This is a genomic window from Pararhodobacter aggregans (assembly GCF_003075525.1).
In the GTDB taxonomy this organism is placed as follows: Bacteria; Pseudomonadota; Alphaproteobacteria; order Rhodobacterales; family Rhodobacteraceae; genus Pararhodobacter; species Pararhodobacter aggregans.
In genome coordinates, this window is record NZ_QDDR01000014.1 from 34,376 (window position 1) to 60,410 (window position 26,035).

Below are 26,035 nucleotides of genomic sequence, written 5' to 3' on the forward strand. Positions count from 1 at the left end.
TTGGGGCGAGAGTGGCCCGCCAATCGGGCCAAACGGTGGCGGGGGTCACAGCAGCGTCCGCGGCCCGCGGTCCTGGGCCTCGGTCGGACGCAGGCCCAGCACGATCCCGCCATGCGCCCGGCGGAGCGAGTCGCGCTGCACGGCGTCGGTGGCGCGTTTCATCGCCTCGGCATAGCCCAGAAGCGCCCCGGCGATGAGCCAGGTGAAGGGAATGAGTGTGGCATTGGGCAGCATGTCCAGCATGTTGACCGCAAGGATCAGCGCCAGTGTACTGGCTTCGATGCGCAAGGGCGCGGCGCCTTTTCGTCGCGCCTGCCAGGTCAGGGACAGCACCGGCAGCGCCATCAGGCCGAAAAGCGCCAGATAGCCCAGCCAGCCGTAATGGCCGATGGTGATGATCCACTGGCCGTCGACCACGCTCTCGCTTTCGCCGGTGGCCTGGTCATAGACCGCGAAACGGCCCCAGCCGCCCCAGCCGAACAAGGGCCTCTCGGACACGTGGTCAAGGATGCGCTGTTCGTTGGTGAAGCGGTATTCCAGCGATTCCCGCCGATCCTCGCTGACCGCCGAGACCTGGTCCAGGATGGCCCGGGTCGGCACCAGACCGGCGCCGCGCAGCAGGGGATAGGTGACCACCAGCAAGACGATCAGGCTGGAGACCATCAGATGCAGCCGTGGCCTCATGATCAGCACCATCGGCACGAAGATCAGCGTGTACATCAGCGGCCCCATGGACTTGGTCAGCAGCACCAGTCCGAAACCGGCCAGAACCAGCAGCAGTTTCAGCCCGGCCCGGTTGTCGGCGCCCCGGGCGGCGCGGGCCCGGGCGGCGGCGGCCATGGTCACCATGAAGGCGAAGAACGCGACCCAGAGCCCGTGCGGCATGAAGACGAAGGGCCGGAAGCCGCCCTGCCGGATCGCCTGGTTGAAATCGTGCTGGAAGAAGCCGTAGAGCCTTGTGTGCAGTTGCGGCGACATCCGCACCTCGTAGAGCATCGGCAGGGTATAGATCGCCCCGGCGATGACCAGCGCCAGCAGGATCTCGCGCAGGCCCTCGTCGGTTTTCAGCACCTCGCGCGCCAGAAAGAAGGGCAGGGCGAAGAAGATCTGCTGCACCAGTACCGAGGCGGAATCGTAGATCCTGAGCCCGGGCAGCCCCCAGGTTTCCAGCGCATTGGGATCGACCAGCCGCATGGTGCCGAAGGTGTCGATGCCGAAGCGGATCGGATCGGTGTTGGTGACGACCGTGACCACCGGGCTGATGAGGAACATGACCAGCAGCACGCGGCCGATCCAGGCCTCGGGCAGCGGCTTGGGCATCTTGCCCCAATAGGAGAGGCAGACGGCAAAGGCCATCAGGTTGGGGATGCTCTCCTTGTTCAGGGGCGGGATCAGCGGCAGGTCGATGGCGCTGATCTGCGGCAGCAGCATATAGGCGCCGAGGATCGACCAGATCAGCGCCCGGGTCTGCGGCATGACCCGGAAGAACCAGACGATGACCACCGGCCAGCCGACCAGCGCCAGCAAGGCGACGATATTGCCGATTTGGATCAACATGCCCGCATACCCGCCGGGCGTTGCCGCCCCGAACGTCCCACCATCATCTGCCCCGAGTACCGCCCCATTCTTGCCCTCTTGCGGGGCTATTCCGGCGGTGTCGTGGTAAATATACCCGCGACAGGCCGCCCTGTCTGCCCGAACCCGGGTAATCTGGCGGTGAAATGCGTCCAGACTATGGGGGTTTCGTGGAGTTTTCCTTTCCGCCCTGCACCATCGCGGTGAACATGCCCGACACGGGCACCCTTCTGTCCGAGGTCAAGAGCCGCCTGCGGGCGGGCGAAGGTTTTGCGCTGGCGACGATCAACCTTGACCATCTGGTGAAGCTGGCGAAGGATCCCGGCTTCCGCCCGGTCTATGCCGCGCAGGATCTGGTCTGCGCCGATGGCAATCCGATCGTCTGGCTGTCGAAGCTGGCCGGCCGGCCGGTTTCGCTGGTGCCCGGCTCGGATATGGTGGTGCCGCTGGCCAGCCTCGCCGCGCGCGAGGACGCGCCGATCGCGCTGATGGGGTCGACGCCCGAGGCGCTGGCCGAAGCGGCGGAGGCGCTGAAGGCGCGCGTTCCCAGCCTGCGGATCGCCGCGCAGATCGCCCCGCCGATGGGCTTCGACCCGACCGGGCCCGACGCCCGGCGGATCCTTCTGGACATCGCCGCCTCGGGCGCGCGGCTCACCTTTATCGCGCTGGGCGCCCCCAAGCAGGAGATGTTCGCCGCCTTCGGCCGCGAGGTCACGCCGCATATGGGCTTTGCCTCGATCGGGGCGGGGCTGGATTTCCTGGCCGGACGGCAGCAGCGGGCGCCGGAATGGGTGCGGGCCATCGCCATGGAATGGGCCTGGCGCATGCTGTCGAACCCGCGCAGGCTGGCGAAGCGCTATCTCGATTGCGCGCTGATCCTGCCGGGCGAGGCGGTCAGGGCCTGGCGCCTGCGCCGCTCCTGACCCGCCTTCTGCCCCCCGTTTGCGATTGCATCCGCGCCCCTCGCCGGGCATGGTGACGCAACTTTTTCAACCGGGAGGAAATGATGAAAACCCGTGCCGCCGTCGCCTTCGAAGCCAAGAAACCGCTCGAGATCGTGGAGCTGGACCTTGAAGGCCCCAAAGCCGGTGAAGTGCTGGTCGAGATCATGGCGACCGGCATCTGCCATACCGACGCCTACACGCTGGACGGCTTCGACAGCGAAGGCATTTTCCCCTCGATCCTGGGCCATGAGGGCGCGGGCATCGTGCGCGAAGTGGGCGCGGGCGTGACCTCGCTGAAGCCTGGCGACCATGTGATCCCGCTCTACACCCCGGAATGCCGCCAGTGCAAAAGCTGCCTCTCGGGCAAGACCAACCTCTGCACCGCGATCCGCGCGACGCAGGGCAAGGGGCTGATGCCGGACGGCACCACGCGCTTCAGCTACAAGGGCGCGCCGGTCTATCACTACATGGGCTGCTCGACCTTCTCGAATTTCACCGTCCTGCCGGAAATCGCGCTGGCGAAGATCCGCGAGGACGCGCCCTTCGACAAGGCCTGCTACATCGGCTGCGGCGTGACCACGGGCGTGGGCGCGGTCATCAACTCGGCCAAGGTGACGCCCGGCTCGAACGTCGTGATCTTCGGCCTGGGCGGGATCGGCCTGAACGTCATTCAGGGCGCCCGCATGGTCGGCGCCGACAAGATCATCGGCGTCGACATCAACGACGACAAGGCGCAATGGGGCAAGATGTTCGGCATGACCGACTTCGTGAACCCGACGAAGATTGATACCGACATCGTCTCGAAACTGGTCGAGATGACCGACGGCGGCGCCGATTACACCTTCGACTGCACCGGCAACACCACGGTGATGCGTCAGGCGCTGGAGGCCTGCCATCGCGGCTGGGGCGTTTCCACCGTGATTGGCGTGGCCGAGGCGGGCAAGGAAATCTCCACCCGGCCGTTCCAGCTGGTCACCGGCCGCGTCTGGAAGGGCTCGGCCTTTGGCGGCGCCCGCGGGCGGACCGATGTGCCGAAGATCGTCGACTGGTACATGAACGGCAAGATCGAGATCGACCCGATGATTACCCATGTCCTGACGCTGGACGAGATCAACAAGGGCTTCGAGCTGATGCACGAAGGCAAGTCGATCCGCTCGGTCGTGGTGTTCTGATGGAGCGGATCAACCGCTGGCGCGCCCAGGGCGGCTGGCAGGAAGTCTGGCGCCATGACAGCGCCGAGACGGGAACGCCGATGGAGTTCTCGATCTTCCTGCCGGATGCCGAGGGGCCGCGGCCCGTCGTCTGGTATCTGTCGGGGCTGACCTGCTCGTGGGCGAATGTCACCGAGAAGGGTGAGTTCCGCGCCGCCTGCGCGCGCCACGGGCTGATCTTCGTCGCCCCCGACACCTCGCCCCGCGGCGAGGGCGTGCCGGACGATGCCGAAGGCGCCTATGATTTCGGTCTGGGCGCCGGGTTCTATGTCGATGCGACGGAAGAGCCCTTCGCCCGGAACTACCGGATGCGCAGCTATCTGGAGGGGGAATTGCCCCGGCTGCTGGCCGAGCATTTCCCGGTCGATCTGGCCCGGCAGGCGATCACCGGCCATTCGATGGGTGGCCATGGCGCGCTGACGCTGGCGCTGCGCAACCCGGGGCGGTTCCGCTCGGTCTCGGCCTTCGCGCCGATCGTCGCGCCCTCGTCCTGTCCCTGGGGGCAGAAGGCGCTGGGCCTCTATCTGGGTGCGGATCCGGCCGGCTGGGCCGAGTACGACGCGGTGCGGCTGATCGAGGGCGGCGCGCGGGTGCCCGCGCTGAAGGTCGATCAGGGCGCGGCGGACGGGTTTCTGGCCGGGCAGTTGATGCCCGAGCGCCTGCTCGCCGCCTGCGAAGCCGCCGGGCAGCCGCTGGAATACGGGCTGCACGAGGGCTACGACCATTCCTATTACTTCATCTCCAGCTTCCTGAGCGGCCATCTCGACTGGCACGCGGAACATCTGGGCTGAGGGGTTTCGCCCTCGTTCCTCGGGCGACCAAGGCGGGGGGCCAGCCCCCCGCACCCCCCGCCAAAGGGGGTTTTCCACCCCCTTTGGATACCCCCGAGGATATTTTCAGAACGAAGATGACAGGGGCGTCGGCCCCTATTTGTATTCGATGAGCCGGGCCTGACGGCGGGTCAGGCGGCGGGCGTGGTAGCGGAGCGCGCCCGCGGCTTCGGGGAATTTGCCGAGCGTGTTGAAAAAGGCGCCGGCCCAGCCGAGCCGGGGTTTCAGGCGCAGGACCTGCAGCGGGTAGACCAGCACCAAGAGCAGCGCCGCCGGATGGATCAGCGAGCCGATCAGCGCCGCCAGCGGGATCGCCACGCCCCAGAGCCAGATGCGCCGGACCTCGGCCCGCCAATGCGGCGTCTGCGGGGTCGAGAAACGCGCGGCGCCCTCGGCGAAGGCATGGCCCGCGCGTTCGCTGCGTTTCCACCATTGGCTGAAGCGGGTGATATCGGCGTCGTGCCAGGTCATCTCGGCCTCGATCCGCCAGATGGTCCAGCCCCGCGCGCGGAGCCGGAGGCAAAGCTCGGGCTCCTCGCCCGCGATCAGATCCTCGCGGTAGCCGTTCACCGCATTCACCGCCTGATACCGCATCAGCGCGTCGCCGCCGCAGGCCCGGGCCTCGCCGACAGGGGTGTCCCATTCATGGTCGATGAGCGTGTTGTAGACGCTGGCCTCCGGATGCCGTTCGCGGCGGCGGCCGCAGACCACCGCGGCGCGCAGATTGTCGGAGAGGAATTTCACCGCCCGCGGCATCCACCCCTCACGCAATACGCAATCGCCGTCGATGAACTGGACGTAATCGGGCGGGTCGGCTTTCAGTGCCTTCAGACCGGCGTTGCGGGCCCTTGCGGCGGTGAAGGGGCGGGTGAGATCGAGGTCGATCACCGTGGCGCCCATCGCCTGCGCCTGCGCCACCGAGCCGTCGGTCGAGCCCGAATCGACATAGATCATCCGGCGCACCTGCCCCTCGAGCGACTGCAGGCAGGCCACCAGCCGGGCGCCTTCGTTGCGTCCGATCACCACCGCGTCGATTGTCGGCCCCCGTTTCGCCCGCGCCATCATCCTACCCCCGCACCGGGGGATTATGGGGGCGGCCCGGGCCCTGTCCAGCGTGCAGGTTTTTCTGGGCAAAGGCACCGCGATGTGTTGCATTCCTGCCTAACCACAGGAGGAGAGACCATGCCCCGCGCGCAGATCGTCGGCTGGAGCCATTCCCGTTTCGGCAAGGCCGAGGAACCCGATACCGAGAGCCTGATCACCGGCATTCTGGCGCCAGCGCTGGACCATGCCGGGATCGGCGCCGAGGAGGTGGACGGCATCTTTGTCGGTGTCTTCAACGCCGGTTTCAGCCGGCAGGACTTTCAGGCGGCGCTGGTGGCCTTGGCCGACGACAGGCTGCGCCATGTTCCGGCGATCCGTTATGAAAACGCCTGTGCCACCGGCTCGGCCGCCCTGTATGGCGCCATGGATTTCATCGAATCGGGCCGGGGGCGGATCGCGCTGGTGGTGGGGGCCGAGAAGATGACCGCGACGCCCACGGCCGAGGTGGGGGATATCCTGCTGGGCGCCTCCTATGTGAAGGAGGAGGCGGATGTGCCCGCCGGGTTTGCAGGCCTCTTCGGGCAGATCACCCAGAGCTATTTCCAGCGCTATGGCGACCAGTCCGACGCGCTGGCGATGATCGCCGCCAAGAACCATGCGAACGGGGTGCTGAACCCCTATGCCCATATGCGCAAGGATTTCGGCTTCGACTTCTGCAATACGGTGACCGAGAAGAACCCGCATGTGGCGGGGCCCCTCCGGCGCACCGATTGCTCGCTGGTCAGCGATGGCGCCGCGATCCTGGTGCTGGCGGATGAGGAGACGGCGAAGACCCTGCGCCGCGCCATCGCCTTCCGCGCCCGGGTGCAGACCAATGATTTCCTGCCGATGTCGAAGCGCGACGTGCTGGAGATGGCGGGCGCGCGGCTGGCCTGGGCCGGGGCGCTGGAGCAGGCGGGGATGGGGCTGGACGACCTGTCCTTCGTCGAGACCCACGATTGCTTCACCGTGGCCGAGATGCTGGAATACGAGGCGATGGGTCTGGCCGAGCGCGGGCAGGGCCACCGGGTGATCCGCGACGGCGTGACGCGCAAGGACGGGCGGCTGCCGGTCAACCCCTCGGGCGGGCTGAAGTCCAAGGGCCATCCGATCGGCGCCACCGGCGTGTCGATGCATGTCATGGCGGCGATGCAATTGGCCGGGGAGGCAGGCGACATGGCGGTGAAGGACCCGCGCGTGGCCGGCGTCTTCAACATGGGCGGGGTGGCGGTGGCCAATTACTGCTCGATCCTCGAGCGGGTGAAATGAGGCTGGATCTGTCGGCGGGGATCGCCCCGGTTTCCACCCGGGTAATGAACCTGTCGACCCTGCTGACCGAGGCGGCGCGGCGTCATCCCGCGGCGCCCGGTTTCCTCTGGGGCGAGCGGGTCTGGACCTGGGCCGAGATGGAGGCACGGGCCGCCGCCTTTGCCGAGCTGCTGATCCAGCGCTTCGGGGTGCAGAAGGGCGACCGCATCCTGGTGCAATCGGCCAACAACAACCAGATGTTCGAGGCGATGTTCGGTTGCTGGCGGGCGGGGGCGGTCTGGGTGCCGGCCAATTTCCGCCAGACGCCCGAGGATGTGGCCTGGCTGGCCGGTTCCGCTCAGGCCAAGGGCTTGCTGGTGGGGGCCGAATTCGCCGCCCATGCCGAGGCTTGCGCCCCTCATGTCGATTTCACCATCGCCATCGGCGAAAGTCCGTTTGCCGAGGATTACGAGGCGCTGATCGCCCCCTATCTGGGCCAGTCGCGCCCGGCCGTCGCCGTGCAGCGCGACGATCCCTGCTGGTTCTTCTTCACCTCGGGCACCACGGGGCGGCCGAAGGCGGCGGTGCTGACCCATGGACAGATGGGCTTCGTGGTAACGAACCACCTGTGCGACCTGATGCCGGGGACCGGGCCGGACTGGGGCGGGCGCGATGCCTCGCTGGTGGTGGCGCCGCTCAGCCATGGGGCGGGGATCCATCAGCTGGCGCAGGTGGCGCATGCGGTGCCGACCATCCTGACGACCGGGGCCAAGCTGGATCCCGAGGAGGTCTGGTCGCTGGTCGAACGCTACCACGTGACCAACATGTTCACCGTGCCGACCATCGTGAAGCTGCTGGTCGAACACCCGGCGGTGGACCGGTACGATCACTCCAGCCTGCGCTATGTGATCTATGCGGGGGCGCCGATGTACCGCGCCGACCAGATCACCGCGCTGGAGAAACTCGGCCCGGTGCTGGTCCAGTATTTCGGGCTGGGCGAGGTGACCGGCAACATCACCGTCCTGCCCCCGGTGCATCACGGCATGGGCGAGATTAAGCTCGGCACCTGCGGTTTCGCGCGGACCGGGATGCAGGTCATGGTCCAGCGCGAGGACGGGACGGAATGCGATCCCCTGGAAACGGGCGAGATCTGCGCCACCGGCCCCGCCGTTTTTGCCGGCTATTTCAACAACCCCGAGGCCAATGCGAAATCCTTCCGCGACGGCTGGTTCCGTACCGGCGATCTGGGCCACAAGGATGCCGAGGGCTTCGTCTATCTGACCGGGCGCTCGTCTGACATGTATATCTCCGGCGGCTCGAACATCTACCCGAGGGAGATCGAGGAGAAGATCCTGCTGCATCCCGCCATCTCCGAGGTCGCGGTTCTGGGCGTGCCCAGCGCGAAATGGGGGGAGGTCGGGATGGCCGTCTGCGTGGCGGGCGCCGAGGTCACGGGGGCTGAACTGCTGGCCTGGCTCGGCGACAAGCTGGCGCGCTACAAGCTGCCGCAGCATGTGGTCTTCTGGGATGAGATGCCGAAATCGGCCTATGGCAAGATCACCAAGAAGATGATCCGCGAGGAACTGGACCGCCGCGGCGAGGTGCCGCCGGCATGATCGAGCGGCTGGTGCATCCCGGCCCTGCCCCGGCGCGGCGCTGGGCCGTGGCGCCCTGCCGGGCCGAACCGGTCGATCTGGTGCTGCCGGTGGCCGACAGGCTGGCGGATTCGGTGGCGCTGGCGCTCGCGGATTTCGATGGCGGCTGGCTGGAGATCGAGGAGGCGACCCTCGGCACGCTGGATTTCGTCATCCCGGGCGAGGATCCGACCGGCGCCCATGCCGCCTGGTACGCCGGTCCCTACCGGATGGGCGCGGGGCGGATCGTGCATCTGGGCCTGCACGCGGGGCGCAAGGAGGGCGGGCCCTGGCTGCACGGTCACGGCGCCTTTGCCGCGCCCGGCTGGGAGGGGCCGGATTTCGGCCATATCCTGCCGTTCGAGAGCCGTCTGGCGCAGCCGATCCGCGCCCGGGGTTGGGGGCTGAAAGGCGCGCGGCTTGAGGTTTCGGCAGATACAGAGACGCATTTCCCGCTGTTCCAGCCGGTGGCGCTGGGGGCCGGGGGGAATGCGGCGCTGGTGACGCTCAGGCCCAATCAGGACATCACGCTGGCGCTGGAAGCGGCGGTGGCCGAGGCGGGCATCCGGGATGGGCGGGTCTATGGCCTCGGTTCCGTGGTCCGGCCGAAGCTGGAGGGGCAACCCCGGATCGACAGTTTCGCAACGGAATTGCTGCTGACCGAGGCCGAGGTCCGGGGCGGCCGGGCGCGGCTGGGGATCGAGGTGGTGACGCTTCAGGGCGCGCGCCATCGGGGAGTGCTGGAGCGGGGCGAGAACGGGGTCTGCATCACGGCGGAGGTGTTGGTGGTGGCGGATCGGGGCATGGTGGGGTGAAACCCCACCCTACGGGGTGCGCGCTTGGTGCGTGCGAGCACGCACCCTACAGGGGCCAGCGTGTAGGGTGGGGTTTCACCCCACCGCACCCATCCACCCGGCAATGGGACCCGCCGTAGGGTGCGTGCTTGCACGCACCGTCGCCGGGCTCAGAACCCCGCCAGCACCAGATCCGCATGCTCGGCCAGATAGACCCGCAGCCAGGGCGTGAAATCCTGCGGCCGGGCGGCGATTTCGGCGTGCAGCGCCTCGGTGTCGATCCAGCGGATCGCGGCGACTTCCTCGGGGTCGGGCGTGACCGCAGGCGGGGCCTCGCAGACGCCGAGGAACAGATCGACCACCTCATGCTCGATCATCCCGCCGCCCACCTCGGCCCGGTATTCGACCACGCCCCGGTGTTCCAGCGCCACGCCCCGGATCCCCAGCTCCTGCGCCAGACGCCGGTCGGCGCAGGCCAGCGGCGTTTCGCCCCAATAGGGATGCGTGCAGCAGGTATTCGCCCAGAGGCCCGGCGTGTGGTACTTGGCCAGCGCCCGCTGCTGGATCAGCAGCTTGCCCCCGGCCACCACGAAGACCGACACCGCCGGGTGCCTGAGCCCGCGGCGGTGTACCTCCAGCTTGTCCATCGGCCGCAAGGCGCCGTCGATCCAGGCGGGAATATCCTGCGCCATGCTGACCCCCATCGTTTGCGCGCTTCTAGCGCCAAGCAGGGCCCAGGGGAAAGGGTCAGATGAGCCCCAGTTGCAGGGCCGACGCCAGCGCCAGACCGATCAGCACCAAACCGCCCAGTCCCCAGATCATCACCCGCCGCCGCCTTTCGCGCACGCTCATCGTGAAGGGGATCGAGATCACCGGCCTGAGTTGCAAATCGCGCTCCATCCTGGCCGAGGTGCGCATCACCGGCTGCATCCATTCCAGCCCGTAGGCCAGCATCAGCCCCAGCATCAGCCCGGCGACGATGCCCATCGCGGCCACCGTCTTGCGGCTGCGCGACACCGGGTATTCCGGCACCAGCGCGCGTTCCAGAAGCTCGAAGCGCTCGGCCTGCTGGTCATCCTCGATCCGGGCGCTCAGCTCGGCCTCGCGGCGGCGGTCGGCGGCGGCGGTCAGCTGCGCCTGCAATTGTTCCATCCGCCGGTTCATCGCCAGCACCTGCTGCTCGTAACCGGGCGACCGGGTGAGGATGTCCTGGATCTCGGCGATGCGCGAGCGCATCTCGACCTCCTGCTGGCTCAGCTGCTCGACCGAATCGCGCAGCGTTGCCACCTGCCGCTGCACCACCGTCCGGGTCGAGCTCTGGTCCAGAGTGTCCAGCTCGCTCTGCCGGGCGCTGAGATCGGCCTGAAGGTCGCGCAGCCCGTCGATCAGCCGCGCCCGCTCGGCCCGCCGCAGGGCGACCGAATCCGACAGGAAGGCCTCGTTTTGCGAACGGAACTCGGCGATGTCGTCCTCGAGCGTGGCGATGCTGGTTTCCAGCCTCGTTTCCTCGGCGCGGAAGAAATCCAGCGCCTGCTGGGCGTTCGACTGCCGGGCATCGACCGAGCGCTGCACAAGCTGGTTGGCCAGCTCGTTGGCGATATCGGCCGCCGTCTGCGGGTCGTCGGCATCGGCCGAGACCACCAGCGCCGACAGCGAGCCGTCGCGGGCAAAGCCCTGTTGCGCGGCGGCGATCGAGGTGATGGTGAAGGCGCGCCGCATCAGCGCGACCTGTTCCGAGGGGTTCAGCGGCATTCCCTCGAACAGGCGATGGCGCTGGGCGAGGTCCAGCAGCGCATCGCGCGACATCAATTGCTGTTCGATGACCTGCACGCGGCGGGTGACATCGGTGCTGGCGGCGCCGGTCCCGTCCTCGCTGGCGGCGACAATCACCGGATTGATGACCTGGATCACCGCGCTGGCGGTAAAGACGCGGTCGGTGTTCACGGCCAGGATGACCCCGGCCAGGGCGCCCAGCAGCGTGGTCAGGGCCATCAACCGCCAGCGGCGGCGCAGCCAGCTGAGGATTTCGTGCAGGTTCTGGATCGGTCCCATGGTCGCGCTCCCTCAGCCCTTGCGCCGCGCCGCGCGCGCGTCGCGATCCTCGGATTTGTTCAGGACGATTCCCAGAAGCGGCACCTGCCCTTCCAGCACGCGCTCGCATTCCAGCACGTCCTGCGCCGTGGTGCGAAGCCCGTCGGCGACCAGAATCACCGCGTCGAGCTGCGGCAGCAGCGCCGGCAGCAGCGGGTCCTTCAGCACCGGCGGCAGGTCGTGGATCACCACATCGGGGCCGATGCAATCGATGAGGCCGCGCAGGGCCTGCACCGCCTCGGGCGCCATCATCCGTTCCGAGGCCTGCGCCATCCGCGCGTCGTTCAGCGCCAGCGCCAGGCAGGCACCGACCCGGCGCAGATGCGCCTCGGGCGGGGTCATGCCGTCCAGCACCATCTCCAGCGGGCCCGGGGCATCGAGGCCCAGCAGCGCGGCCAGGCCCGGATCGTCCAGATCGCTGTCCACCAGCAGTACGCGCAGCGTCTCCAGCCTTGCGATGCTGGCGGCCAGACCCGCCGCGATGAAGCTGCGCCCGGCACCCCGCGTGGCCGAGGTGACGCCGATCCGGCGCCAGCCCTTTTCGGCGGTGACCCGCAGAAGCTGGCTGCGCAGCTGGTCCATTGCCGCCCCGGCGGCGGTGTCGCGGGCGATCGAGGGTGCCCGGCCCGTCACCTTCAGGCGGTTCACATCGTCCAGGATGACCGGGATCTCATCCCAGGTCTCTTCGACCTCGATCCGGCGATGGGCCCGCAGGGGGACGTTGCGGCGCCCGGGATCCTGGGCGGCGGCATCGACGCGGCCCTGCAGGATCGCCTGATGGGCGATGCGGCGCGAGGGTGGCGAGGGCGCCTCGCCCTCTTCCGCCGAGCGCCAGCCCAACCGTTGTTCAAGAATACGCGTGTTGACCATGACTGACCCTTCGCGACGGCCTGCGGAGCGTCCGCGCCCCGCCATTTAACCCTCTGGTGACGGGAAAGCCTGTCACAAATAGGGCAGAAGCGTGGTCATTGTCGATGAAACCGGCGCGGTTCAGAGCCCGAAGATCACCGACAGCTGGTCGCCATGCACCGTCAGCACCACCGTCAGCAGCACCAGCGCCACGGCGGCCATCACCGCGTCATGCAGCGCGTCCCAGGCACCGTATTTGCGCGCCAGACGCACCTGCAGCGGGTAGCTGAGCAGCGCGGTCGAGGCCATGGCGATCGGCGCGCCGGGGATGCCCAGCATCGGCACCAGAATCAGCAGCAGCGTGACCAGCAGCGTGGCCCGCGTCGCGTTCAGCGTGAAGAAGCCGCGCGAATCGCCCGAGGCCAGCGTCACCTGGTCATAGGTCAGGCCCAGCATCTGCGGCAGCAGCGCCATCGACACCATGACCGTGACCGCGCCCGAGGCCGCATACCGCGAATCGTAGAGCAGATCGACGATATAGACCCCGCCCAGCGCCAGCGGCGCCACGCCCGCGATCAGCAGGCCCGACAGCATGAAGCGGATGCGGCGCAGATGCAGGAAATTCTCGCGCGATTCCGACGGGGGGGACGAGCGGTAGATCGGGATCATCAGCCGCTGTACCAGCAATTGCCCCAGCATCAGCGGGAAGCCGGCCAGGAAGAAGCCGATGTTGTAAAGGCCCAGCTGCTCCATCGACAGGAAGCCGCCGAGGATCAGCTTGTCCGATTGCAGGACCAGAAAGCCCGCGACGGTCGAGAAGAAGATCCAGCGGCCATAGTGAATGAGTTCATGCGCGCAGTCGCGGTCCAGCTGAATCCTGTTGACGATGCCGGGCAGCATGACCCAGGCCAGACCCGCACGGGCGGCGGCGGCGACCAGATTGCCGATGACCAGCGCCCAGATGGATTGCGTGGCCCAGGCCAGGATCAGCATGGCGGTGATGCTGATGATCTGCGCCGTCACTTCCAGCAGCGTCAGGCGACCCAGCAGCATGTGGCGCGAGGCGGTCTCGGCCCGGGTCGGCTCCAGCGCGAGCAGCGGCAGGCTCAGCGCCGCGACCGGGATCAGCTGCGACAGGATCGGTTCCTCATAGAACCAGGCCACCGGCCAGGCCAGCGCGCAGGCGGCGGCGAACAGGATCCCGGCGCGGATCATGTTCAGCGTCCAGGCGGTGTTCAGGAACGCCGGATCATCGCCGCGCTTCGAGGATTGGATGGCGGGCTGGATGCCCAGATCGGACAGCATGGTCAGGCCGACCAGCAGCACCGTCACCAGCGCCATGGTGCCGAAAGCCTCGGGGAACAGCAGCCGTGCCAGCACCAGGTTCGAGCCGAAGCGGATCGCCTGCTGCAGACCGAAGCCCATGATGGTAAACATCGACGACCGCATGATGCGGTTGGTCAGGCTGTTTCCGGGCTTCTCGATCATCATGGCAGCAGCGTGCGACACATCTAACACTCCGGAAATTGGGTACTTTCAGGCGGCCGCTTCAAGGGGCGCGGCCCATATTCAACGCAATGAAGGTTAATTGGGGCGCCAGTGTGGCGCGGGCTTTTGGAATGTGGCGAAAATGGGGCGGGGGTCTTTGCGGTCCGTCGCCGCGCCAATTCCCTCTGCTTTTCTTGAATTTGCCTGAATTGACCCCTAGCCCGGAGGCCAACCAGACAGCCAAGGTGACGGCGTGAAGATCGGCTACATCCTTAACACCTACCCCTCTCCCTCGCAGAGTTTCATCCGCCGCGAGATGCGCGCGCTGGAGCGTCGCGGGGTGGCCGTGCAGCGTTTCGCCATGCGGCCGTTCGAGGGCGATCTGCCCGATCCCGCCGACCGGGATGAAAAGAAAGCGACCGAATACGTGCTGGCCCGCGGGCTGGTGGCGCTGGTCTGGGCGGTCTTCGTCATGGGGCTGCAATCGCCCGTCCGGATCTACAAGGCGCTGTTTCTGGCCCTGCAGGCCAGCCGCGGTTCCGAGGCCGGGCTGCTGAAGCATCTGATCTATTTCCTGGAGGCCGCCTATGTCGCGCGGCGGCTGGGCGAGCTGCAGATCGACCGCATGCACGCGCATTTCGGCACCAATTCGGCGACCGTGGCGATGCTGGCGGCCGAGATCAGCGGCAAGCCCTTTTCCTTCACCGTCCACGGGCCCGAGGAATTCGACAAGCCCGCCGCCATCGCCCTGCCGCTGAAGCTGCAAAAGGCCGAATTCGCGGTGGCGATCTCGTCCTTCGGGCGCAGCCAGCTGTGTCGTCTGGTCGATTACCGGGTCTGGCCGCGCATCAAGGTGGTGCATTGCGGGATCGAGCCGCAGCATTACGACGCAGCCCGGCCCATGCCGGTGAGCCGGCCCATGACCATGGTGAACATCGGCCGCTTCGTCGAGCAGAAGGGCCAGCTGATCCTGATCGAGGCGCTGGCCGAGGTCACGCGCCGCGGTGTCGACGTCAAGCTGGTGCTGGTCGGCGACGGCCCGATGCGCCGCCCGATCGAACGCGCCATCGCTCAGTCCGGTCTGGGCCACCGGGTGGAGATCACCGGCTGGCTGGACGAGGCCGGGGTCCGCCGCCAGATCGACAATGCCCATGCGCTGGTGCTGTCCTCTTTCGCCGAGGGGCTGCCGATGGTGGTGATGGAGGCCATGGTCTCGGCCCGGCCGGTCATCGCCACCTGGATCGCCGGGGTCCCGGAACTGGTGCAGGACGGCCGCACCGGCTGGATGGTGCCCGCGGGCGATGCGCAATCGCTGGCCGAGGCGATCACCCAACTGGCCACCAGCCCCGACGACAAGCTGCGTCGCATGGGCACCACTGCGCGCGCCCGGGTCATGGTGCGCCACAACATTGATACCGAGGCCGCCAAACTGGCCGCGCATTTCTGTCAGCGGCCGCGCACCCAGCCGGTTTGAGCGCCCCAGCCTGCGCGCACCGCGATCTTGACCGCGGCATAGACGCCAAAGGCGATCGGATCGGCCAGCGCCCGGCGGATCAGCCAACCCTTGCCGGGGGCGTCCTTGCCCTCGTTCGCCATCAGCCCGGGTTCCAGCGCCATCAATTCACTGACCCCCTGATCCTGCCGCCTGCGCACCTTGACCAGCCGGTCGAAGCCCTCGACCAGCGGCCAGCGATAGGGGGCGGGGACTTTCACCCGTTCAGCGGGGGTGAACAGCACCCGGACATAGGTGTCGTCGCTGATGATGCGCGGGAAAGTGCCCCAGCGCGCCCGCCCTGCCCCGTTCACCGCGTAAAGGCCGAAGCCCGGCACGCCCTCGGCCACGAAGGGCAGCCGGGTCCAGAACCGGGCGAAGGCGCGGGTGACCCAGCTTTCCGCCGTCACCACCGGCGTGCCCGAGGCATAGACCGCCCCCGGCCCCGCAAGTGCCCCGGCGATCTGGGCCATGAGGGGCGGCGAGACCAGCACATCGGCATCGAGGTAGACCCGCGCCGGGAAATCGGCCATCGCCTCGCCCGCGTCCAGCGCGCCCATCTTGCCCAGCGCCGGCAGGTCCATGACCAGCAATTGCCAGCGACGCGCCGCGAAGGCTGGCGTATGGGCCAGCGCCCGGGCCACGGTGTCGTCGGTGCAGCCATTGGCGGCGACGATGACCTGCGCGCCCTCCGGCCCCGACGACGCCAGCAGCGCCGCAAGGCAGGCGTCAATATAGCCGCCCTCGTTGCAGGCGGGGATGACGATGGACAGGCTCACGGTGCCGAGGCCTCCATCAGCGCATCCCAGCGCGGGGTGGAATCGTCGAGGTGGCGCAGATGGCCCCAGGAGCCCCAGACGCTGGGCCGCGAGACATCGTTGAAGGCGACGAAGGGCGCGGGGGTCAGAGCCTGCCAGCCACGGATCAGCTCGCGGTAGAGGTCACCCATCTGCGGCGAGTAGTTCAGCGCCTCGAAGAAGGCGATCCGTTCCTCGTCCTGATGGTCGCGCGGATGGGTCACCACATGGGTGCCGCCCTCGTACATGACCAGCGCCATGCCGTGCTCGGCCGCGACCCGCGCGTGATGGGCCAGCGTCCGGTCCAGCAGGTCGCGCACCGAATTCTCGGCGCTGCCCGAAAGGGAGCCATCGCGCAATTCCTGCGCCGCCCAGTCGATGGCCCGGTCGAAGCGATGCGCCTCGACATACTCGCGCAGCGCCCGGGCGCTCAGGCCCTGCGCCCGGCCCTCGGTTTCCGCCGCCGCGCGGCTGTCGGCCAGCCAGCGCCGGACCAGCTCGGATTTCGATTCCGCCTGCAATTCGCCGCTGAAATAGCCGGTGACGGCAAGGGCATCGAAGAATTCGCGCGGCGGGCGGTGGGTGGCGGGATCCTCGGCCATGAAGTCGGGAGCGTCCAGCATGACGCTTTCCAGCCCCAGCCAGGCGGTGAACAGGCCCAGCACCCGCACCCGCCGCGCCGTGTCCCCCTGATAGACCCCGTCGATCAGCCGCATCACCTCGGCCGCGCGGACCGCGCCGTACTGGACCCAGGCGGAATCGACGTTCCAATGGCGACGCCCGGTCTGATCGGCCCAATGCGCCTGATCGAACTGCCAGTTCCAGATCTCGTTGGAGAACTCGAACCAGCCGCGCAGATCGGGCCTCAGCCCGTCCCGGACCGCCTGCGCGAACTGGCGGACGTAATCGTCATCGGCCAGATGCGGCAGGGTGAACCAGGGCTCGGCGCCGGTCTGGTTGGCAAGCTGCAGCAAGATCTCCAGCGGCACGCCCCGCCGCGACCAGGAATAATCGCTGACCTGCGGGCGGTCCTGCCATCGGCTCAGCGTCGAATGGTTGGTCAGCATCCAGTCCATGAAGCGCAGGATTTCCATATCCCCCACAAGCGCCAGCCAGTCGGGGTTGAAGACCTCGCCCCGCGCCGCGCGGTCGAGGTTGCGCTCATGCACGATCCGCAGGTTGCGCAGCGTGCCGCGGTTGAACTGGACCAGCACGCCGCCCTGCCCCGGGGTGAAGTCGAAGGTCGCGCTGTTCTCGCCGTACCGCACATTCCGCGCCGCGCCGTCGAAACCGAGGGTGGCGCTGCCCTCCCAGCTGGCGTGCCAGGTCCCGGCGGCCGAGGTCATCCCGGCCGGCAATTCGTTCAGCACGAAGGTCGAGATGCGGCGCAGCCCGCGTGGGAAGGCCACGACCCAGCCGTCGGCGTCCAGCGCGCCCGCCGCGAACAGCGCCGGCTCGTCCATGCCGCCCCAGCCCTCGCCGGTGTGGCCGGTCCAGCGGCTGGCGCTGTGCATCACGTCGAGGAACGGCAGCTCGGTGGACCAGCCCGCGACCTCGGCCAGATTCAGGCCCAGCGCGCGGCGCCCCTCGCGCGGGGCGGTGTCGATCTGGGCCGCGGCGGGCAGCGCCAGGGCCAGAAGCAGGATCAACGCGCGAGCAAGGGCGCGGAGCGGCGAAAATGGCATGGCGATTGGGTCCCTTCGGCGGCCAGGGCCAATTTAGGATGGACTTTTCCCGACATTCCAGCCTTTTCTCCAACGCAGGAACAAAGGGATAGACGCGCCGGTATGGCATCGCTGGTCATGCTCTCGCCCGCCCCGGTCGTCGAATTGCCGGGGGGCGAAGTCGTCCTCGACGTGAAATTCGTCGAGGGCATGAAATTGCACTGCCAACTCTGGCCCGGACCCGTGCGCTGCGTCATGCGCCGCGGCCCCCATCATATCGACGCGCCGATGCGCTATTCGGTGGCGCAGCTGGGCTTCGACCTGATCGTGCTGGACCCCGACGCGCCGGTGCCGGACCTGCTGCTCGACAGCGCCAGCCTGGTCTATGTCGCCGCCGATGACATGAAGTATCTCCATCTGCCCAAGGCGATGGCGGGACGGCTGGGCAAGCTGGTCTACACGATCGAGGAGCCGCTGGGCGGGCGCATCGCCCATGCGCTGGCCGCCAGCCCCTCGATCCGGCGCAAGCTGGGCGGCGCCTGGTGGAACCTGACGCGCGAGGGCGGGCTGAAGGCCGCGCTCAGGGCGGCGGACGGGATGCATTGCGACGGCTATCCGGCGCATGACCGCTACCACCGGCTCAATCCCCGCTCGCTGCGCTATCTCGACAACCGGATGCGCACGCCGATGATCGCCCGCCCAGCCGAACAATCCGAGCGCGCCGCGCATCTGCACCGGGGCGCGCCGCTGCGGCTGGCCTGGTTCGGCCAGGCGGATGCGATGTCGGGGGTCGAGGATCTCTTGCCCATGGCCTTCCTGCTGCGCCAGCGCGGCATCCCCTTCCGGCTGGAGATGTTCGGCACCGGCCCGCTGGCATCGCGGATCCGGAACGGGATCAGCGGGCTGGCTCTGGGCGATTGCGTCTCGCTGGCCGAACCGGGGGCCTTCGATCCGGTGCTGGTGCCGCATCTGCGCCGCGCGGCGGATCTGTTTGTCGCGCCCCTCAGCCTGTCGTCGCCGCAAAGCGCCTATGTCGAGGCTTTGGGCTGCGGCCTGCCGATCCTGGGCTATGGCAACCGGATGTGGCGGCGGATGCAGGCGGAATCGGGCGCGGGCTGGGTGGTGCGCCGGGGCAGTGTGCAGGGGCTGGTGCGCCGGATCGCGGCGCTGGACCGCGACCGGGTGGCGATCATCGAGGCCTCGCGCAAGGCGGTGGATTTCGCCCGCGCCAATGCCTTCGAGCAGGTGTTTGCCCGGCGGATGAATGATCTGCGACTGATCGCCGGGGTGGAGTGACGGCCCGTAGGGTGGGATTTCAACCCACCCTGGGCGTTACCTCGCGATCCGCGCGGCGATGGCGGGCAGCTCGGCCCAGTCGCTGAAAGCCTCGGTATGCGGCAGCGCCTCGACGGGGTTCTTGCGATAGCCTTCGGTATAAAGCGCGAAGGGCACGCCCGCCGCCTTGGCCGTCGCCGCATCGACCTCGCTGTCGCCGACGAACAGGCACAGCCCCTCGCCCAGCTCTTCCAGCGCGGCTTCCAGCGGTTCGGGTTCGGGCTTCATCCGGGTCAGGCTGTCACCGGCGAAGACCGTCTCGAACAGGTCCTCCCAGCCGAAATGCTTCAGCACGGCGCGGGTCGGCACCATCGGCTTGTTGGTGCACAGCCCGATCCGCCAGCCCTGCGCCTTCAGCGCGGCCAGCGCCTCCTCCACGCCCGGATAGACCTGCGTGAGACCATGCGCCTTGCGGTATTCCTCGGCGAAGACGGCGCGCATCCGCTCGGTCCGCTCGGGGATGTTGGAACCCGCCACGGCGCGCTCCAGCCGTTCGACGAAGACCCGCGCGCCGTTGCCGACGAAGCTGCGGGTCTGGGCCAGCGTCACCTCGGACAGGCCCTCGGCCCGCAGGGTGGCCGAGGCGGCGTGGTGGATGTCGGCGGCGCTGTCGATCAGCGTACCGTCCAGATCGAAGACAATTCTCATCGGGGCCCTCATGCCGGGATCGCGTTCAGCGGGCGTTCGCGGATCGGCAGATGCACGATGGCCGAGAAGGCGCCGACGCCGACGCCGACCCACCAGACCAGCGTGTAATCGCCATACACGTCATAAAGCGCGCCGCCCAGCCAGACCCCCAGGAAGCCGCCGATCTGGTGGCTGAGGAAGACGAAGCCATAAAGCGTGCCCATGTAGCGCAGCCCGTAGATATGCGCGACCAGACCCGAGGTCAGCGGCACCGTCGCCAGCCACAGCGCGCCCATCAGCAAGGAGAAGATCAGCACCGAGCCGGGCGTGATCGGCAGCGCGATGAACAGGCCCGCGACCACGGTCCGCGCCAGATAGATCCCCGCCAGCAGGTATTTCTTGGTCCAGCGCTTGCCAGCCCAGGCGGCCAGCAGCGTGCCGCCGATATTGGCCAGCCCGATGACGGCGATGGCGACCGCCCCCAGTGCCGAGGTGGTGGTGATGCCGATCCCCGCCAGGAAACTGTCCGGCGCGATGGCGCCGCACATCTCGGTCACCATGGCCGGGAAATGGGCGGTGATGAACGCCAGCTGATACCCGCAGGAGAAAAAGCCGAGGAAGATCAGCGAGAAGGACGGGTCCTTGAACGCCTGGGTCAGCGCCTGACCCAGCGATTGCTCCAGCTGCGCCTTCGACGCCATGGCCGGCGAGCGCATCATCGGCAGCACCAAGAGCACGGCGAGGATGGCCACGGCGAAGATGATGAACACGGTTTGCCACGGGTAATAGCTCAGCAGCACCTCGGCAATCGGCGCGCCGATCACCTGCCCGGCCGAGCCCGCCGCGGTGGCGACGCCCAGAGCCAGCGAGCGGTTCTCGTCCGAGGCCGCGCGGCCGACCACGGCCAGGATCACGCCGAAGCCGGTGCCCGCCACGCCGAAGCCCACCAGGATCTCCAGCAATTGCATGGTGCCCGGGGTCATGGCGAAGGCGGTCAGCAGCAGGCCCACCGAATAGAAAAGAGCGCCGAGGATGATCGCCTTGCGGTCGCCGAAGCGTTCCGCCACGGCGCTGAACATCGGCTGGCCGATGCCCCAGGCCAGGTTCTGGATGGCGATGGCCAGCGAGAAATCGGCCCGCGGCCAGCCGAATTCCTCGGCGATCGGGATCTGGAACACGCCGAACGAGGCGCGGATCGCGAACCCCAGCAGGATGACGATCGAGCCGCCGATCAGGACGGGCGTGAACAGCGGGGCGCTACGGGCGGTCGACATCGGGATCCCTCGGGTCAAGCGGGGTTGAGCCCGCTTAACCTGTTCAAGAACCCGTGAGCGTCAAGCCCCGATCAACGGGATTGCGCATGATATTCCGCGTTGGGTTCCATGCCGATCGCTGATGCGACGCGGTTCGACATGGCATAGAACCCGGCCACCGCGGCGATATCGAAGATATCGCGGTCGCTGAAGCCCGCGTCGCGCAGCGCCTGGCGGTCGGCCTCGACCACCTCGGAACTGGTCTTGGTGATCTTCTCGACGAAGGTCAGCATGGCGGTCTGCCGCGCGTCCAGATGCGCGAAGCGCCAGTTCATCACCATCGCCTCGCCCAGTTCCGGGGTGCCCAGCGCGCGGACTGCGGCGCCATGCGCCACCTGGCAATACCAGCAACGGTTGATCGAGCTGACGACGACCGCGATCATCTCGCGCTCCAGCTTCGACAGGTCCGACGGGCCCAGCATCAGGTCGTTGTACATGACCGTGAAGGCGTTCAGCTTGTTGATGTCGAAGGTATAGGCCTGCAGCACGTTGGGGATCATCCCCAGCTTTTCCTGACAGATGTCGAAATAGCGCTGGGTCGCTTCGGGCAGCGGATCGACCGGCGGCAGGTTCAGGGCGGTGACGGGCTTACTCATGCTACTCTCTCCCGGTAGTGATAGGCGGATGTCTCGGTCATGCCGAGGCCGAGGTAAAGCGCCCGCGCCCCGGCATTCGCCTCGGTCACGGCCAGCGCCAGTGTATGCGCACCGTTCTGCTGTGCCCAATAAGCCATGCCGCGCATCATCCCCGCGCCGACGCCCTCGCGCCGGAAGGCGGGTTCGACATGCACGGCGTGGACCATGGCGATGCCCTGGTGGATCGCGAGGAACCCGACCCCCGCCGGTTTGTCCCGGATCCGGGCGATGAAGCTCATCTTCGGATCGACCGCGCGGGCCATCACCGCCAGCCGTTCGGGGCCGACATGGCCGTCCTCCCAGATCCGCCGCTGGATCGCCAGAGGCGGCCAGATCGTCGGCAGCGACACCGCCTTGGGCTTGGCGGCCAGCGCGTCGACCGGGGACTCCATCAGCACGGTCGGGTCGATGATCCGGTAGCCGCGGGCGTGAAGCGCGCGGTCCAGATCCTCCTGCCCCGGGCGCAGCTGGAAGAGCGGCGCGTCCAGCGCGTCCAGCGCGGCCTCGTCGAACGGACCTTCCAGCAGCGCCGCGCTGACCCGCTTGCCGCCGCCCGCCCCGTCGCGCAGCCGGAAGGGGCCCCGGGTCTGGCTGGCGGCCGGGGGCCACGAGGCCTCGAGCGCGTCGAAAAGCGCGTCCGTCCCGGTCATGCCGCCCCCGCCAGCGACGCCAGTTCCACCATTGCCGCGGCCAGCAGCCCGGCATCGGTGCCCCGCACCACCAGCTGCGTGCCATAGGCGCCGTTGCGCTGATAGGGATAGGAGCCGAAACTGAGCGCCGGATATTTCCCCGCCAGATCCTTCAGCGCCTGGGCGATCTCGCCCTCGCCGCGCGGCACGTCGATCATCTGGCTCAGCAGCGGGTCGCCGCCGGTCAGCCCGGGCAGGACGCTGGCCACCATCGCCTCGAAGATCGCCGGGACGCCGGCCATGACATGGACATTGCCCAGCGTGAAGCCGGGCGCGGCGGAAATCGGGTTGTCGATCAGCACGGCGCCCTCGGGGATGCGCGCCATCCTGAGCCGCATCGCGTTCAGCTCCAACCCGGTGCGCTGGTAATGCGCCTTGAGGATCTCATGCGCGTCGTCGCGCACGTCGATGCCGACGCCAAAGGCCGCGGCCACCGCATCGGCGGTGATGTCGTCATGCGTCGGCCCGATCCCGCCCGAGGTGAAGACGTGGTCATAGGCCCCGCGCAGCGCGTTCAGCGCGGCGACGATGGCGGCGTGATCGTCGGCCACCACGCGGGCCTCGCACAGGCGGATGCCGCGGCCGGTCAGTTGCGTGGCCAGATGGTTGGTGTTGGTGTCGCGGGTGCGGCCCGACAGGATCTCGTCCCCGATGACCAGCATGGCGGCGGTAGGATTGCCCATGGTGTCCTCTCTCTTCTGAGCGGACGTTAGCGCCGTTCCACGGGCTTTCCAATGCGCCTTGGACGGGGCTCAGCGATGGGTGACGAAGGGGATCTTCACGCCCAGCGTCAGCGTCAGCGGCGAGAAGCCGCCCGAGCTGACCGCCCTGAGCTGCCCCAGACCGGCCGACAGGCGCCAGTTCTGGCCGACGCGGTAATCGACCTCGGCGCGCAGGCCGGCGACCAGACCGCCCGCGGTGTTCACCCCGCCGCCGCCCGCCGCGCCCAGCTGGCCCTCAAGCGACAGATGCCAGCGCTCGCCGATCGGAATCTCGTAGCCGAGGCCGAACATGCCGACCGCGAAACCGGCCACGCCGCCGCCCACCGCCGTCGCCGCGGTGCCGGTGACGTAAAGCCGCTGGCCGACGAAATAATCGAAGCTCGAATATTGCATCGCCGTGTAGGCGGCGGTGTTGCCCGGGACGACGAAATAGCCTGCGCCGGTGCGCTGGATCTCGATCCCGCCGGTATAGGCCCAGCGCTGCCCGGCGCCGCCCGGTCCCTGCCGGTTCAGGTGATGCGTCAGCCCCAGCGACAGCCCGGCCGAGCGATACTCGCCGCTGACCGCCCCGGTGGCGACCGCGGCCAGTTCGACGTCGAGGGTGCGCGTGACCGGCACCGCCACGCCCAGCGACCCGCGCAGGATCAGGCCCGCGCCGGTATCGACCAGCCCGCCGCCCGCGAAGCCGGCCGAGCCCTCGGCAAAGAACGACAGCCGCCCGACCGAGACCCGCTGACGCAGGCCGCCGGTGATTTCCATGTAGCCCTGCGCGCCGCGCGCGGCACCGGCGCTGCCGAAGGTGAATTGCGTGTTGGGACCGAGGTCGAAGAACACCCGCGCCCCGGCGATGCTGACATCGGCCTGCGCCCCGGCCGAGCGGTTCAGCGTGCCGCCGGGCGAGACCATCTGCGTGACGACCGCGCCGATGGCGTCGAATTCGGGCACGCCGCCGCCCGGCGTGCCGCCGCCGCCGATCCGGTAGCGCAGGCCCAGGCCATAGGCCGGTCCGTCGATCGGGGCGCCGTCGATGCGGATCCACGAGGCGCTGGCCTGAAGATCCCACGCCGCCGTGAGCCGGTAATCGAGCGAGGCCGCGGCGCGCAGCATCAGCCCGTCGCCGACCACCTGCGAGGCCCCGCCGCCGCCGCCGATGAAACCCGCGAACGAGAGGCCGAAACGCTCGCTCAGCGGCACCCGGGCCACGCCTTCGAAGCCCCAGAAGAAGGCCCCGCCCGCATCGCCCAGCGCCGCCGAATAGACCGAGCCGCCGACGCTGACGTGGGGCGTGATGCGGCGACCGACATAGAGGCGGTGCAGCCCCTCGATCAGGGTCGTCGGATTGCTGATCGCCTCGAGCCCGGTTTCGATGTCGAAGCCCTGAGCCTGGGCGGCGCCGCCAAGGCCAAGACCTGCGGCCAGAGCAAGCGCGGCGGGGGACAGGCGACGACTGACATACGGCACGGAGGGGACCTCGATCTTTTCTGACGGAATATGGCGCCGACAGTGACGCAGGGTCGGCGCTGGGAAAAGGTGAAAAGGGCGGGCAGGGCGCTTTCGCCGCCAATCGGCGGCCCGATGTTGCAGCAAGGCCGCGCTCTGCCGGGGCCTCGGGCCGCGGCGGGCTGGCCAAACAGGCGATTCGCGCCTATTTACGGCGTGAAACAAAGAGGTCAGCCCGTGTACGACAAGAAAGGTACCGTCACCCGCGAGGGGATCCGTATCCACGAACCGGCGGATTTTGCCGGGATGCTGAAGGCCGGGCAGGTCGCGGCGCAGATTCTGGACGACATCGCCCCGCATGTCTTTCCCGGCCAGACCACCGGCGAGATCGACCGCCTGATCGAGGAGATGGTCAACACCCATGGCGCCAAATCCGCGACGATCGGCTACCGCGGCTATCAGCACGCCAGCTGTATCAGCGTCAACCATGTGGTCTGCCACGGTATTCCCGGCGACAAGCTGCTGAAGAACGGCGACATCCTGAACATCGACGTGACGGTGATCGTGGACGGCTGGTTCGGCGATACCTCGCGCATGTATGTGGCGGGCGAACTGGGCCGCAAGGCGGAACGCCTGATCCAGGTGACCCATGACGCGCTGATGCTGGGGATCGAGGCGGTGAAGCCCGGCAATACCTTCGGCGACATCGGCTATGCGATTCAAAGCTATGTCGAGGCGCAGCGCATGTCCGTGGTGCGGGATTTCTGCGGCCACGGTCTGGGCCGGGTGTTCCACGCGCCGCCGAACGTGCTGCATTACGGCCGCCCGGGCCGCGAGGCGGTGCTGGAGGAAGGCATGTTCTTCACCATCGAGCCGATGGTCAATCTGGGCCGTCCCGAAACCAAGGTCCTGGCCGACGAATGGACGGCGGTGACCCGCGACAAGTCGCTGTCGGCGCAATTTGAGCATTCGGTGGGTGTCACATCCGACGGTTGCGAAATCTTCACGCTTTCGCCCGGCGGAAAGTTTCATCCGACCTGGGGCTGACTAAACCCCGAAGTTGAAAAACGGCGGCCGAGAGGCCGCCGTTTCAATTTCTGATTGCCGTCGAATTCCTCAGAGTTGAAATTCGATCTTCCGAATACCTTATTGCATCGCTGTCGCCCAAACGGAAACGGCGCCGCACCCGGGTCTCAGATCGCCATGTCGTCCAGGGTCTTGCCCTCGGCGAAGGCTGCCTCGACCCAGCGCGGACGACGGCCGCGGCCGGTCCAGGTCTGCGACGGGTCCGCCGGATTGGCGTATTTCGGGGCGGCGGATTTCCGCGTCCGTTTCGAGGAAAGCTCGGTCAGATCGGCGGCGGTCAGGCCACGTTCGCGGGCAAAGGCCTCGACTTCGGCCAGAGCCTTGCGGCGCTCGCGATCCTTGAATTCGGTAATCGCGGCGTCGACGTCCTTTTGCAACTGCTTCAACTCTTTAAGCGAAAGGCTTTCGAGTTCGATCATTCGCTTCTGTCCTCACGGAGTTTGAATCAAGTGAGGCTCATTTGCACCTTTTTCGGCGGTGCGTCAATT

At 68.0% G+C, this 26,035-nt stretch carries 24 protein-coding genes; 9 read left to right on the forward strand and 15 right to left on the reverse strand.

Annotation, left to right across the window (positions count from 1 at the left end; all coding sequences use genetic code 11):
- Positions 1-45: 45 nt before the first annotated feature.
- Positions 46-1,557 carry an O-antigen ligase family protein gene (locus tag DDE23_RS20880; protein ID WP_107754353.1) on the reverse strand — a complete coding sequence of 504 codons (1,512 nt, stop codon included), beginning with the start codon at positions 1,555-1,557 and terminating at the stop codon, positions 46-48.
- Between the two features lie 188 nt (positions 1,558-1,745).
- On the opposite strand from DDE23_RS20880, the gene DDE23_RS20885 reads away from it, so the two are divergent.
- The 3 genes from DDE23_RS20885 to fghA all read left to right on the forward strand — a co-directional run bounded on the left by DDE23_RS20885 (position 1,746) and on the right by fghA (position 4,521).
- Complete coding sequence (locus DDE23_RS20885; protein WP_238150078.1) at positions 1,746-2,498, forward strand: WecB/TagA/CpsF family glycosyltransferase; 753 nt, start codon at positions 1,746-1,748, stop codon at positions 2,496-2,498.
- An 83-nt stretch (positions 2,499-2,581) separates the two neighbouring features.
- Positions 2,582-3,691: an S-(hydroxymethyl)glutathione dehydrogenase/class III alcohol dehydrogenase gene (locus tag DDE23_RS20890; protein WP_107754494.1), complete on the forward strand. Its 1,110-nt coding sequence runs from the start codon at positions 2,582-2,584 to the stop codon at positions 3,689-3,691.
- On the forward strand, positions 3,691-4,521 hold the full coding sequence (gene fghA, locus DDE23_RS20895) for an S-formylglutathione hydrolase (protein WP_107754356.1): 831 nt from the start codon (positions 3,691-3,693) through the stop codon (positions 4,519-4,521). Before DDE23_RS20890 ends, fghA begins: the two co-directional genes overlap by 1 nt.
- 135 nt (positions 4,522-4,656) lie before the next feature.
- Here fghA and DDE23_RS20900 read toward each other — a convergent pair whose 3' ends face one another.
- A complete protein-coding gene (locus tag DDE23_RS20900; RefSeq protein ID WP_107754357.1) occupies positions 4,657-5,625 on the reverse strand; it encodes a glycosyltransferase family 2 protein in 969 nt (322 codons plus the stop codon).
- Between the two features lie 117 nt (positions 5,626-5,742).
- Between DDE23_RS20900 and DDE23_RS20905 the strand changes: the two genes are divergently transcribed.
- From DDE23_RS20905 to DDE23_RS20915, 3 genes are read left to right on the forward strand one after another with little or no spacing between them, the layout of a single operon-like run.
- A complete protein-coding gene (locus DDE23_RS20905; RefSeq protein ID WP_107754358.1) occupies positions 5,743-6,912 on the forward strand; it encodes an acetyl-CoA acetyltransferase in 1,170 nt (389 codons plus the stop codon).
- The gene (locus DDE23_RS20910; RefSeq protein WP_107754359.1) at positions 6,909-8,507 is read left to right on the forward strand and encodes an acyl-CoA synthetase; all 1,599 of its coding nucleotides are present in this window, start codon (positions 6,909-6,911) and stop codon (positions 8,505-8,507) included. The genes DDE23_RS20905 and DDE23_RS20910 overlap by 4 nt, the downstream gene beginning before the upstream one ends.
- The gene (locus tag DDE23_RS20915; protein WP_107754360.1) at positions 8,504-9,340 is read left to right on the forward strand and encodes a hypothetical protein; all 837 of its coding nucleotides are present in this window, start codon (positions 8,504-8,506) and stop codon (positions 9,338-9,340) included. The genes DDE23_RS20910 and DDE23_RS20915 overlap by 4 nt, the downstream gene beginning before the upstream one ends.
- Before the next feature lie 149 nt (positions 9,341-9,489).
- Here DDE23_RS20915 and idi read toward each other — a convergent pair whose 3' ends face one another.
- The 4 genes from idi to DDE23_RS20935 all read right to left on the reverse strand — a co-directional run bounded on the left by idi (position 9,490) and on the right by DDE23_RS20935 (position 13,768).
- Positions 9,490-10,011: an isopentenyl-diphosphate Delta-isomerase gene (idi, locus tag DDE23_RS20920; protein WP_107754361.1), complete on the reverse strand. Its 522-nt coding sequence runs from the start codon at positions 10,009-10,011 to the stop codon at positions 9,490-9,492.
- A gap of 55 nt (positions 10,012-10,066) precedes the next feature.
- On the reverse strand, positions 10,067-11,371 hold the full coding sequence (locus tag DDE23_RS20925) for a GumC family protein (RefSeq protein ID WP_107754363.1): 1,305 nt from the start codon (positions 11,369-11,371) through the stop codon (positions 10,067-10,069).
- A 12-nt stretch (positions 11,372-11,383) separates the two neighbouring features.
- Entirely contained in the window at positions 11,384-12,280 is an 897-nt protein-coding gene (locus DDE23_RS20930) for a P-loop NTPase (RefSeq protein WP_157958094.1), read from the reverse strand.
- Positions 12,281-12,400: 120 nt separating this feature from the next.
- Positions 12,401-13,768 carry an oligosaccharide flippase family protein gene (locus tag DDE23_RS20935; protein WP_238150079.1) on the reverse strand — a complete coding sequence of 456 codons (1,368 nt, stop codon included), beginning with the start codon at positions 13,766-13,768 and terminating at the stop codon, positions 12,401-12,403.
- 232 nt (positions 13,769-14,000) lie between these two features.
- Between DDE23_RS20935 and DDE23_RS20940 the strand changes: the two genes are divergently transcribed.
- Positions 14,001-15,221: a glycosyltransferase gene (locus tag DDE23_RS20940; RefSeq protein ID WP_107754369.1), complete on the forward strand. Its 1,221-nt coding sequence runs from the start codon at positions 14,001-14,003 to the stop codon at positions 15,219-15,221.
- On the opposite strand, the gene DDE23_RS20945 is transcribed toward DDE23_RS20940, so the two are convergent.
- A complete protein-coding gene (locus DDE23_RS20945; protein WP_107754371.1) occupies positions 15,194-16,018 on the reverse strand; it encodes a glycosyltransferase family 2 protein in 825 nt (274 codons plus the stop codon). The two genes, DDE23_RS20940 and DDE23_RS20945, sit on opposite strands and share 28 nt — an antisense overlap.
- On the reverse strand, positions 16,015-17,721 hold the full coding sequence (locus DDE23_RS20950) for a hypothetical protein (RefSeq protein ID WP_107754373.1): 1,707 nt from the start codon (positions 17,719-17,721) through the stop codon (positions 16,015-16,017). The genes DDE23_RS20945 and DDE23_RS20950 overlap by 4 nt, the downstream gene beginning before the upstream one ends.
- A gap of 102 nt (positions 17,722-17,823) precedes the next feature.
- Here DDE23_RS20950 and DDE23_RS20955 point away from each other — a divergent pair, with 102 nt between their 5' ends.
- A complete protein-coding gene (locus DDE23_RS20955; protein ID WP_107754375.1) occupies positions 17,824-18,996 on the forward strand; it encodes a glycosyltransferase in 1,173 nt (390 codons plus the stop codon).
- 36 nt (positions 18,997-19,032) lie between these two features.
- On the opposite strand, the gene gph is transcribed toward DDE23_RS20955, so the two are convergent.
- The 6 genes from gph to DDE23_RS20985 form a co-directional block, all read right to left on the reverse strand.
- Positions 19,033-19,683, reverse strand: a complete 651-nt coding sequence (gene gph, locus DDE23_RS20960; RefSeq protein ID WP_238150080.1) for a phosphoglycolate phosphatase — start codon at positions 19,681-19,683, stop codon at positions 19,033-19,035.
- Positions 19,684-19,691: 8 nt separating this feature from the next.
- On the reverse strand, positions 19,692-20,936 hold the full coding sequence (locus tag DDE23_RS20965) for an MFS transporter (protein WP_107754379.1): 1,245 nt from the start codon (positions 20,934-20,936) through the stop codon (positions 19,692-19,694).
- 71 nt (positions 20,937-21,007) lie between these two features.
- Entirely contained in the window at positions 21,008-21,571 is a 564-nt protein-coding gene (locus DDE23_RS20970) for a peroxidase-related enzyme (RefSeq protein ID WP_107754381.1), read from the reverse strand.
- Positions 21,568-22,260: a GNAT family N-acetyltransferase gene (locus tag DDE23_RS20975; protein WP_107754383.1), complete on the reverse strand. Its 693-nt coding sequence runs from the start codon at positions 22,258-22,260 to the stop codon at positions 21,568-21,570. The genes DDE23_RS20970 and DDE23_RS20975 overlap by 4 nt, the downstream gene beginning before the upstream one ends.
- Positions 22,257-22,982, reverse strand: coding sequence for a competence/damage-inducible protein A (locus DDE23_RS20980; RefSeq protein WP_107754385.1), 726 nt, complete (start codon positions 22,980-22,982; stop codon positions 22,257-22,259). Before DDE23_RS20980 ends, DDE23_RS20975 begins: the two co-directional genes overlap by 4 nt.
- 69 nt (positions 22,983-23,051) lie before the next feature.
- The gene (locus DDE23_RS20985) at positions 23,052-24,482 is read right to left on the reverse strand and encodes a hypothetical protein (protein WP_107754387.1); all 1,431 of its coding nucleotides are present in this window, start codon (positions 24,480-24,482) and stop codon (positions 23,052-23,054) included.
- A 216-nt stretch (positions 24,483-24,698) separates the two neighbouring features.
- On the opposite strand from DDE23_RS20985, the gene map reads away from it, so the two are divergent.
- On the forward strand, positions 24,699-25,508 hold the full coding sequence (map, locus tag DDE23_RS20990; protein WP_238150081.1) for a type I methionyl aminopeptidase: 810 nt from the start codon (positions 24,699-24,701) through the stop codon (positions 25,506-25,508).
- A 146-nt stretch (positions 25,509-25,654) separates the two neighbouring features.
- Here the strand turns inward: map and DDE23_RS20995 are convergent, their stop codons facing one another.
- Positions 25,655-25,966 (reverse strand): H-NS histone family protein, encoded by a 312-nt coding sequence (locus tag DDE23_RS20995; protein ID WP_107754388.1) that lies wholly within the window; start codon positions 25,964-25,966, stop codon positions 25,655-25,657.
- Between the last annotated feature and the right edge of the window lie 69 nt (positions 25,967-26,035).

What these genes read in the sequence shown, in the direction of transcription:
- DDE23_RS20880 (WP_107754353.1), bottom strand. Translation starts at nt 1,557, where the DNA reads ATGTTGATCCAAATCGGCAATATCGTCGCCTTGCTGGCGCTGGTCGGC.
- DDE23_RS20890 (WP_107754494.1), top strand. Translation starts at nt 2,582, where the DNA reads ATGAAAACCCGTGCCGCCGTCGCCTTCGAAGCCAAGAAACCGCTCGAG.
- fghA (WP_107754356.1), top strand. Translation starts at nt 3,691, where the DNA reads ATGGAGCGGATCAACCGCTGGCGCGCCCAGGGCGGCTGGCAGGAAGTC.
- DDE23_RS20900 (WP_107754357.1), bottom strand. Translation starts at nt 5,625, where the DNA reads ATGATGGCGCGGGCGAAACGGGGGCCGACAATCGACGCGGTGGTGATC.
- DDE23_RS20905 (WP_107754358.1), top strand. Translation starts at nt 5,743, where the DNA reads ATGCCCCGCGCGCAGATCGTCGGCTGGAGCCATTCCCGTTTCGGCAAG.
- DDE23_RS20910 (WP_107754359.1), top strand. Translation starts at nt 6,909, where the DNA reads ATGAGGCTGGATCTGTCGGCGGGGATCGCCCCGGTTTCCACCCGGGTA.
- DDE23_RS20915 (WP_107754360.1), top strand. Translation starts at nt 8,504, where the DNA reads ATGATCGAGCGGCTGGTGCATCCCGGCCCTGCCCCGGCGCGGCGCTGG.
- idi (WP_107754361.1), bottom strand. Translation starts at nt 10,011, where the DNA reads ATGGCGCAGGATATTCCCGCCTGGATCGACGGCGCCTTGCGGCCGATG.
- DDE23_RS20925 (WP_107754363.1), bottom strand. Translation starts at nt 11,371, where the DNA reads ATGGGACCGATCCAGAACCTGCACGAAATCCTCAGCTGGCTGCGCCGC.
- DDE23_RS20930 (WP_157958094.1), bottom strand. Translation starts at nt 12,280, where the DNA reads ATGGTCAACACGCGTATTCTTGAACAACGGTTGGGCTGGCGCTCGGCG.
- DDE23_RS20950 (WP_107754373.1), bottom strand. Translation starts at nt 17,721, where the DNA reads ATGCCATTTTCGCCGCTCCGCGCCCTTGCTCGCGCGTTGATCCTGCTT.
- DDE23_RS20955 (WP_107754375.1), top strand. Translation starts at nt 17,824, where the DNA reads ATGGCATCGCTGGTCATGCTCTCGCCCGCCCCGGTCGTCGAATTGCCG.
- gph (WP_238150080.1), bottom strand. Translation starts at nt 19,683, where the DNA reads ATGAGAATTGTCTTCGATCTGGACGGTACGCTGATCGACAGCGCCGCC.
- DDE23_RS20965 (WP_107754379.1), bottom strand. Translation starts at nt 20,936, where the DNA reads ATGTCGACCGCCCGTAGCGCCCCGCTGTTCACGCCCGTCCTGATCGGC.
- DDE23_RS20970 (WP_107754381.1), bottom strand. Translation starts at nt 21,571, where the DNA reads ATGAGTAAGCCCGTCACCGCCCTGAACCTGCCGCCGGTCGATCCGCTG.
- DDE23_RS20975 (WP_107754383.1), bottom strand. Translation starts at nt 22,260, where the DNA reads ATGACCGGGACGGACGCGCTTTTCGACGCGCTCGAGGCCTCGTGGCCC.
- DDE23_RS20980 (WP_107754385.1), bottom strand. Translation starts at nt 22,982, where the DNA reads ATGGGCAATCCTACCGCCGCCATGCTGGTCATCGGGGACGAGATCCTG.
- DDE23_RS20995 (WP_107754388.1), bottom strand. Translation starts at nt 25,966, where the DNA reads ATGATCGAACTCGAAAGCCTTTCGCTTAAAGAGTTGAAGCAGTTGCAA.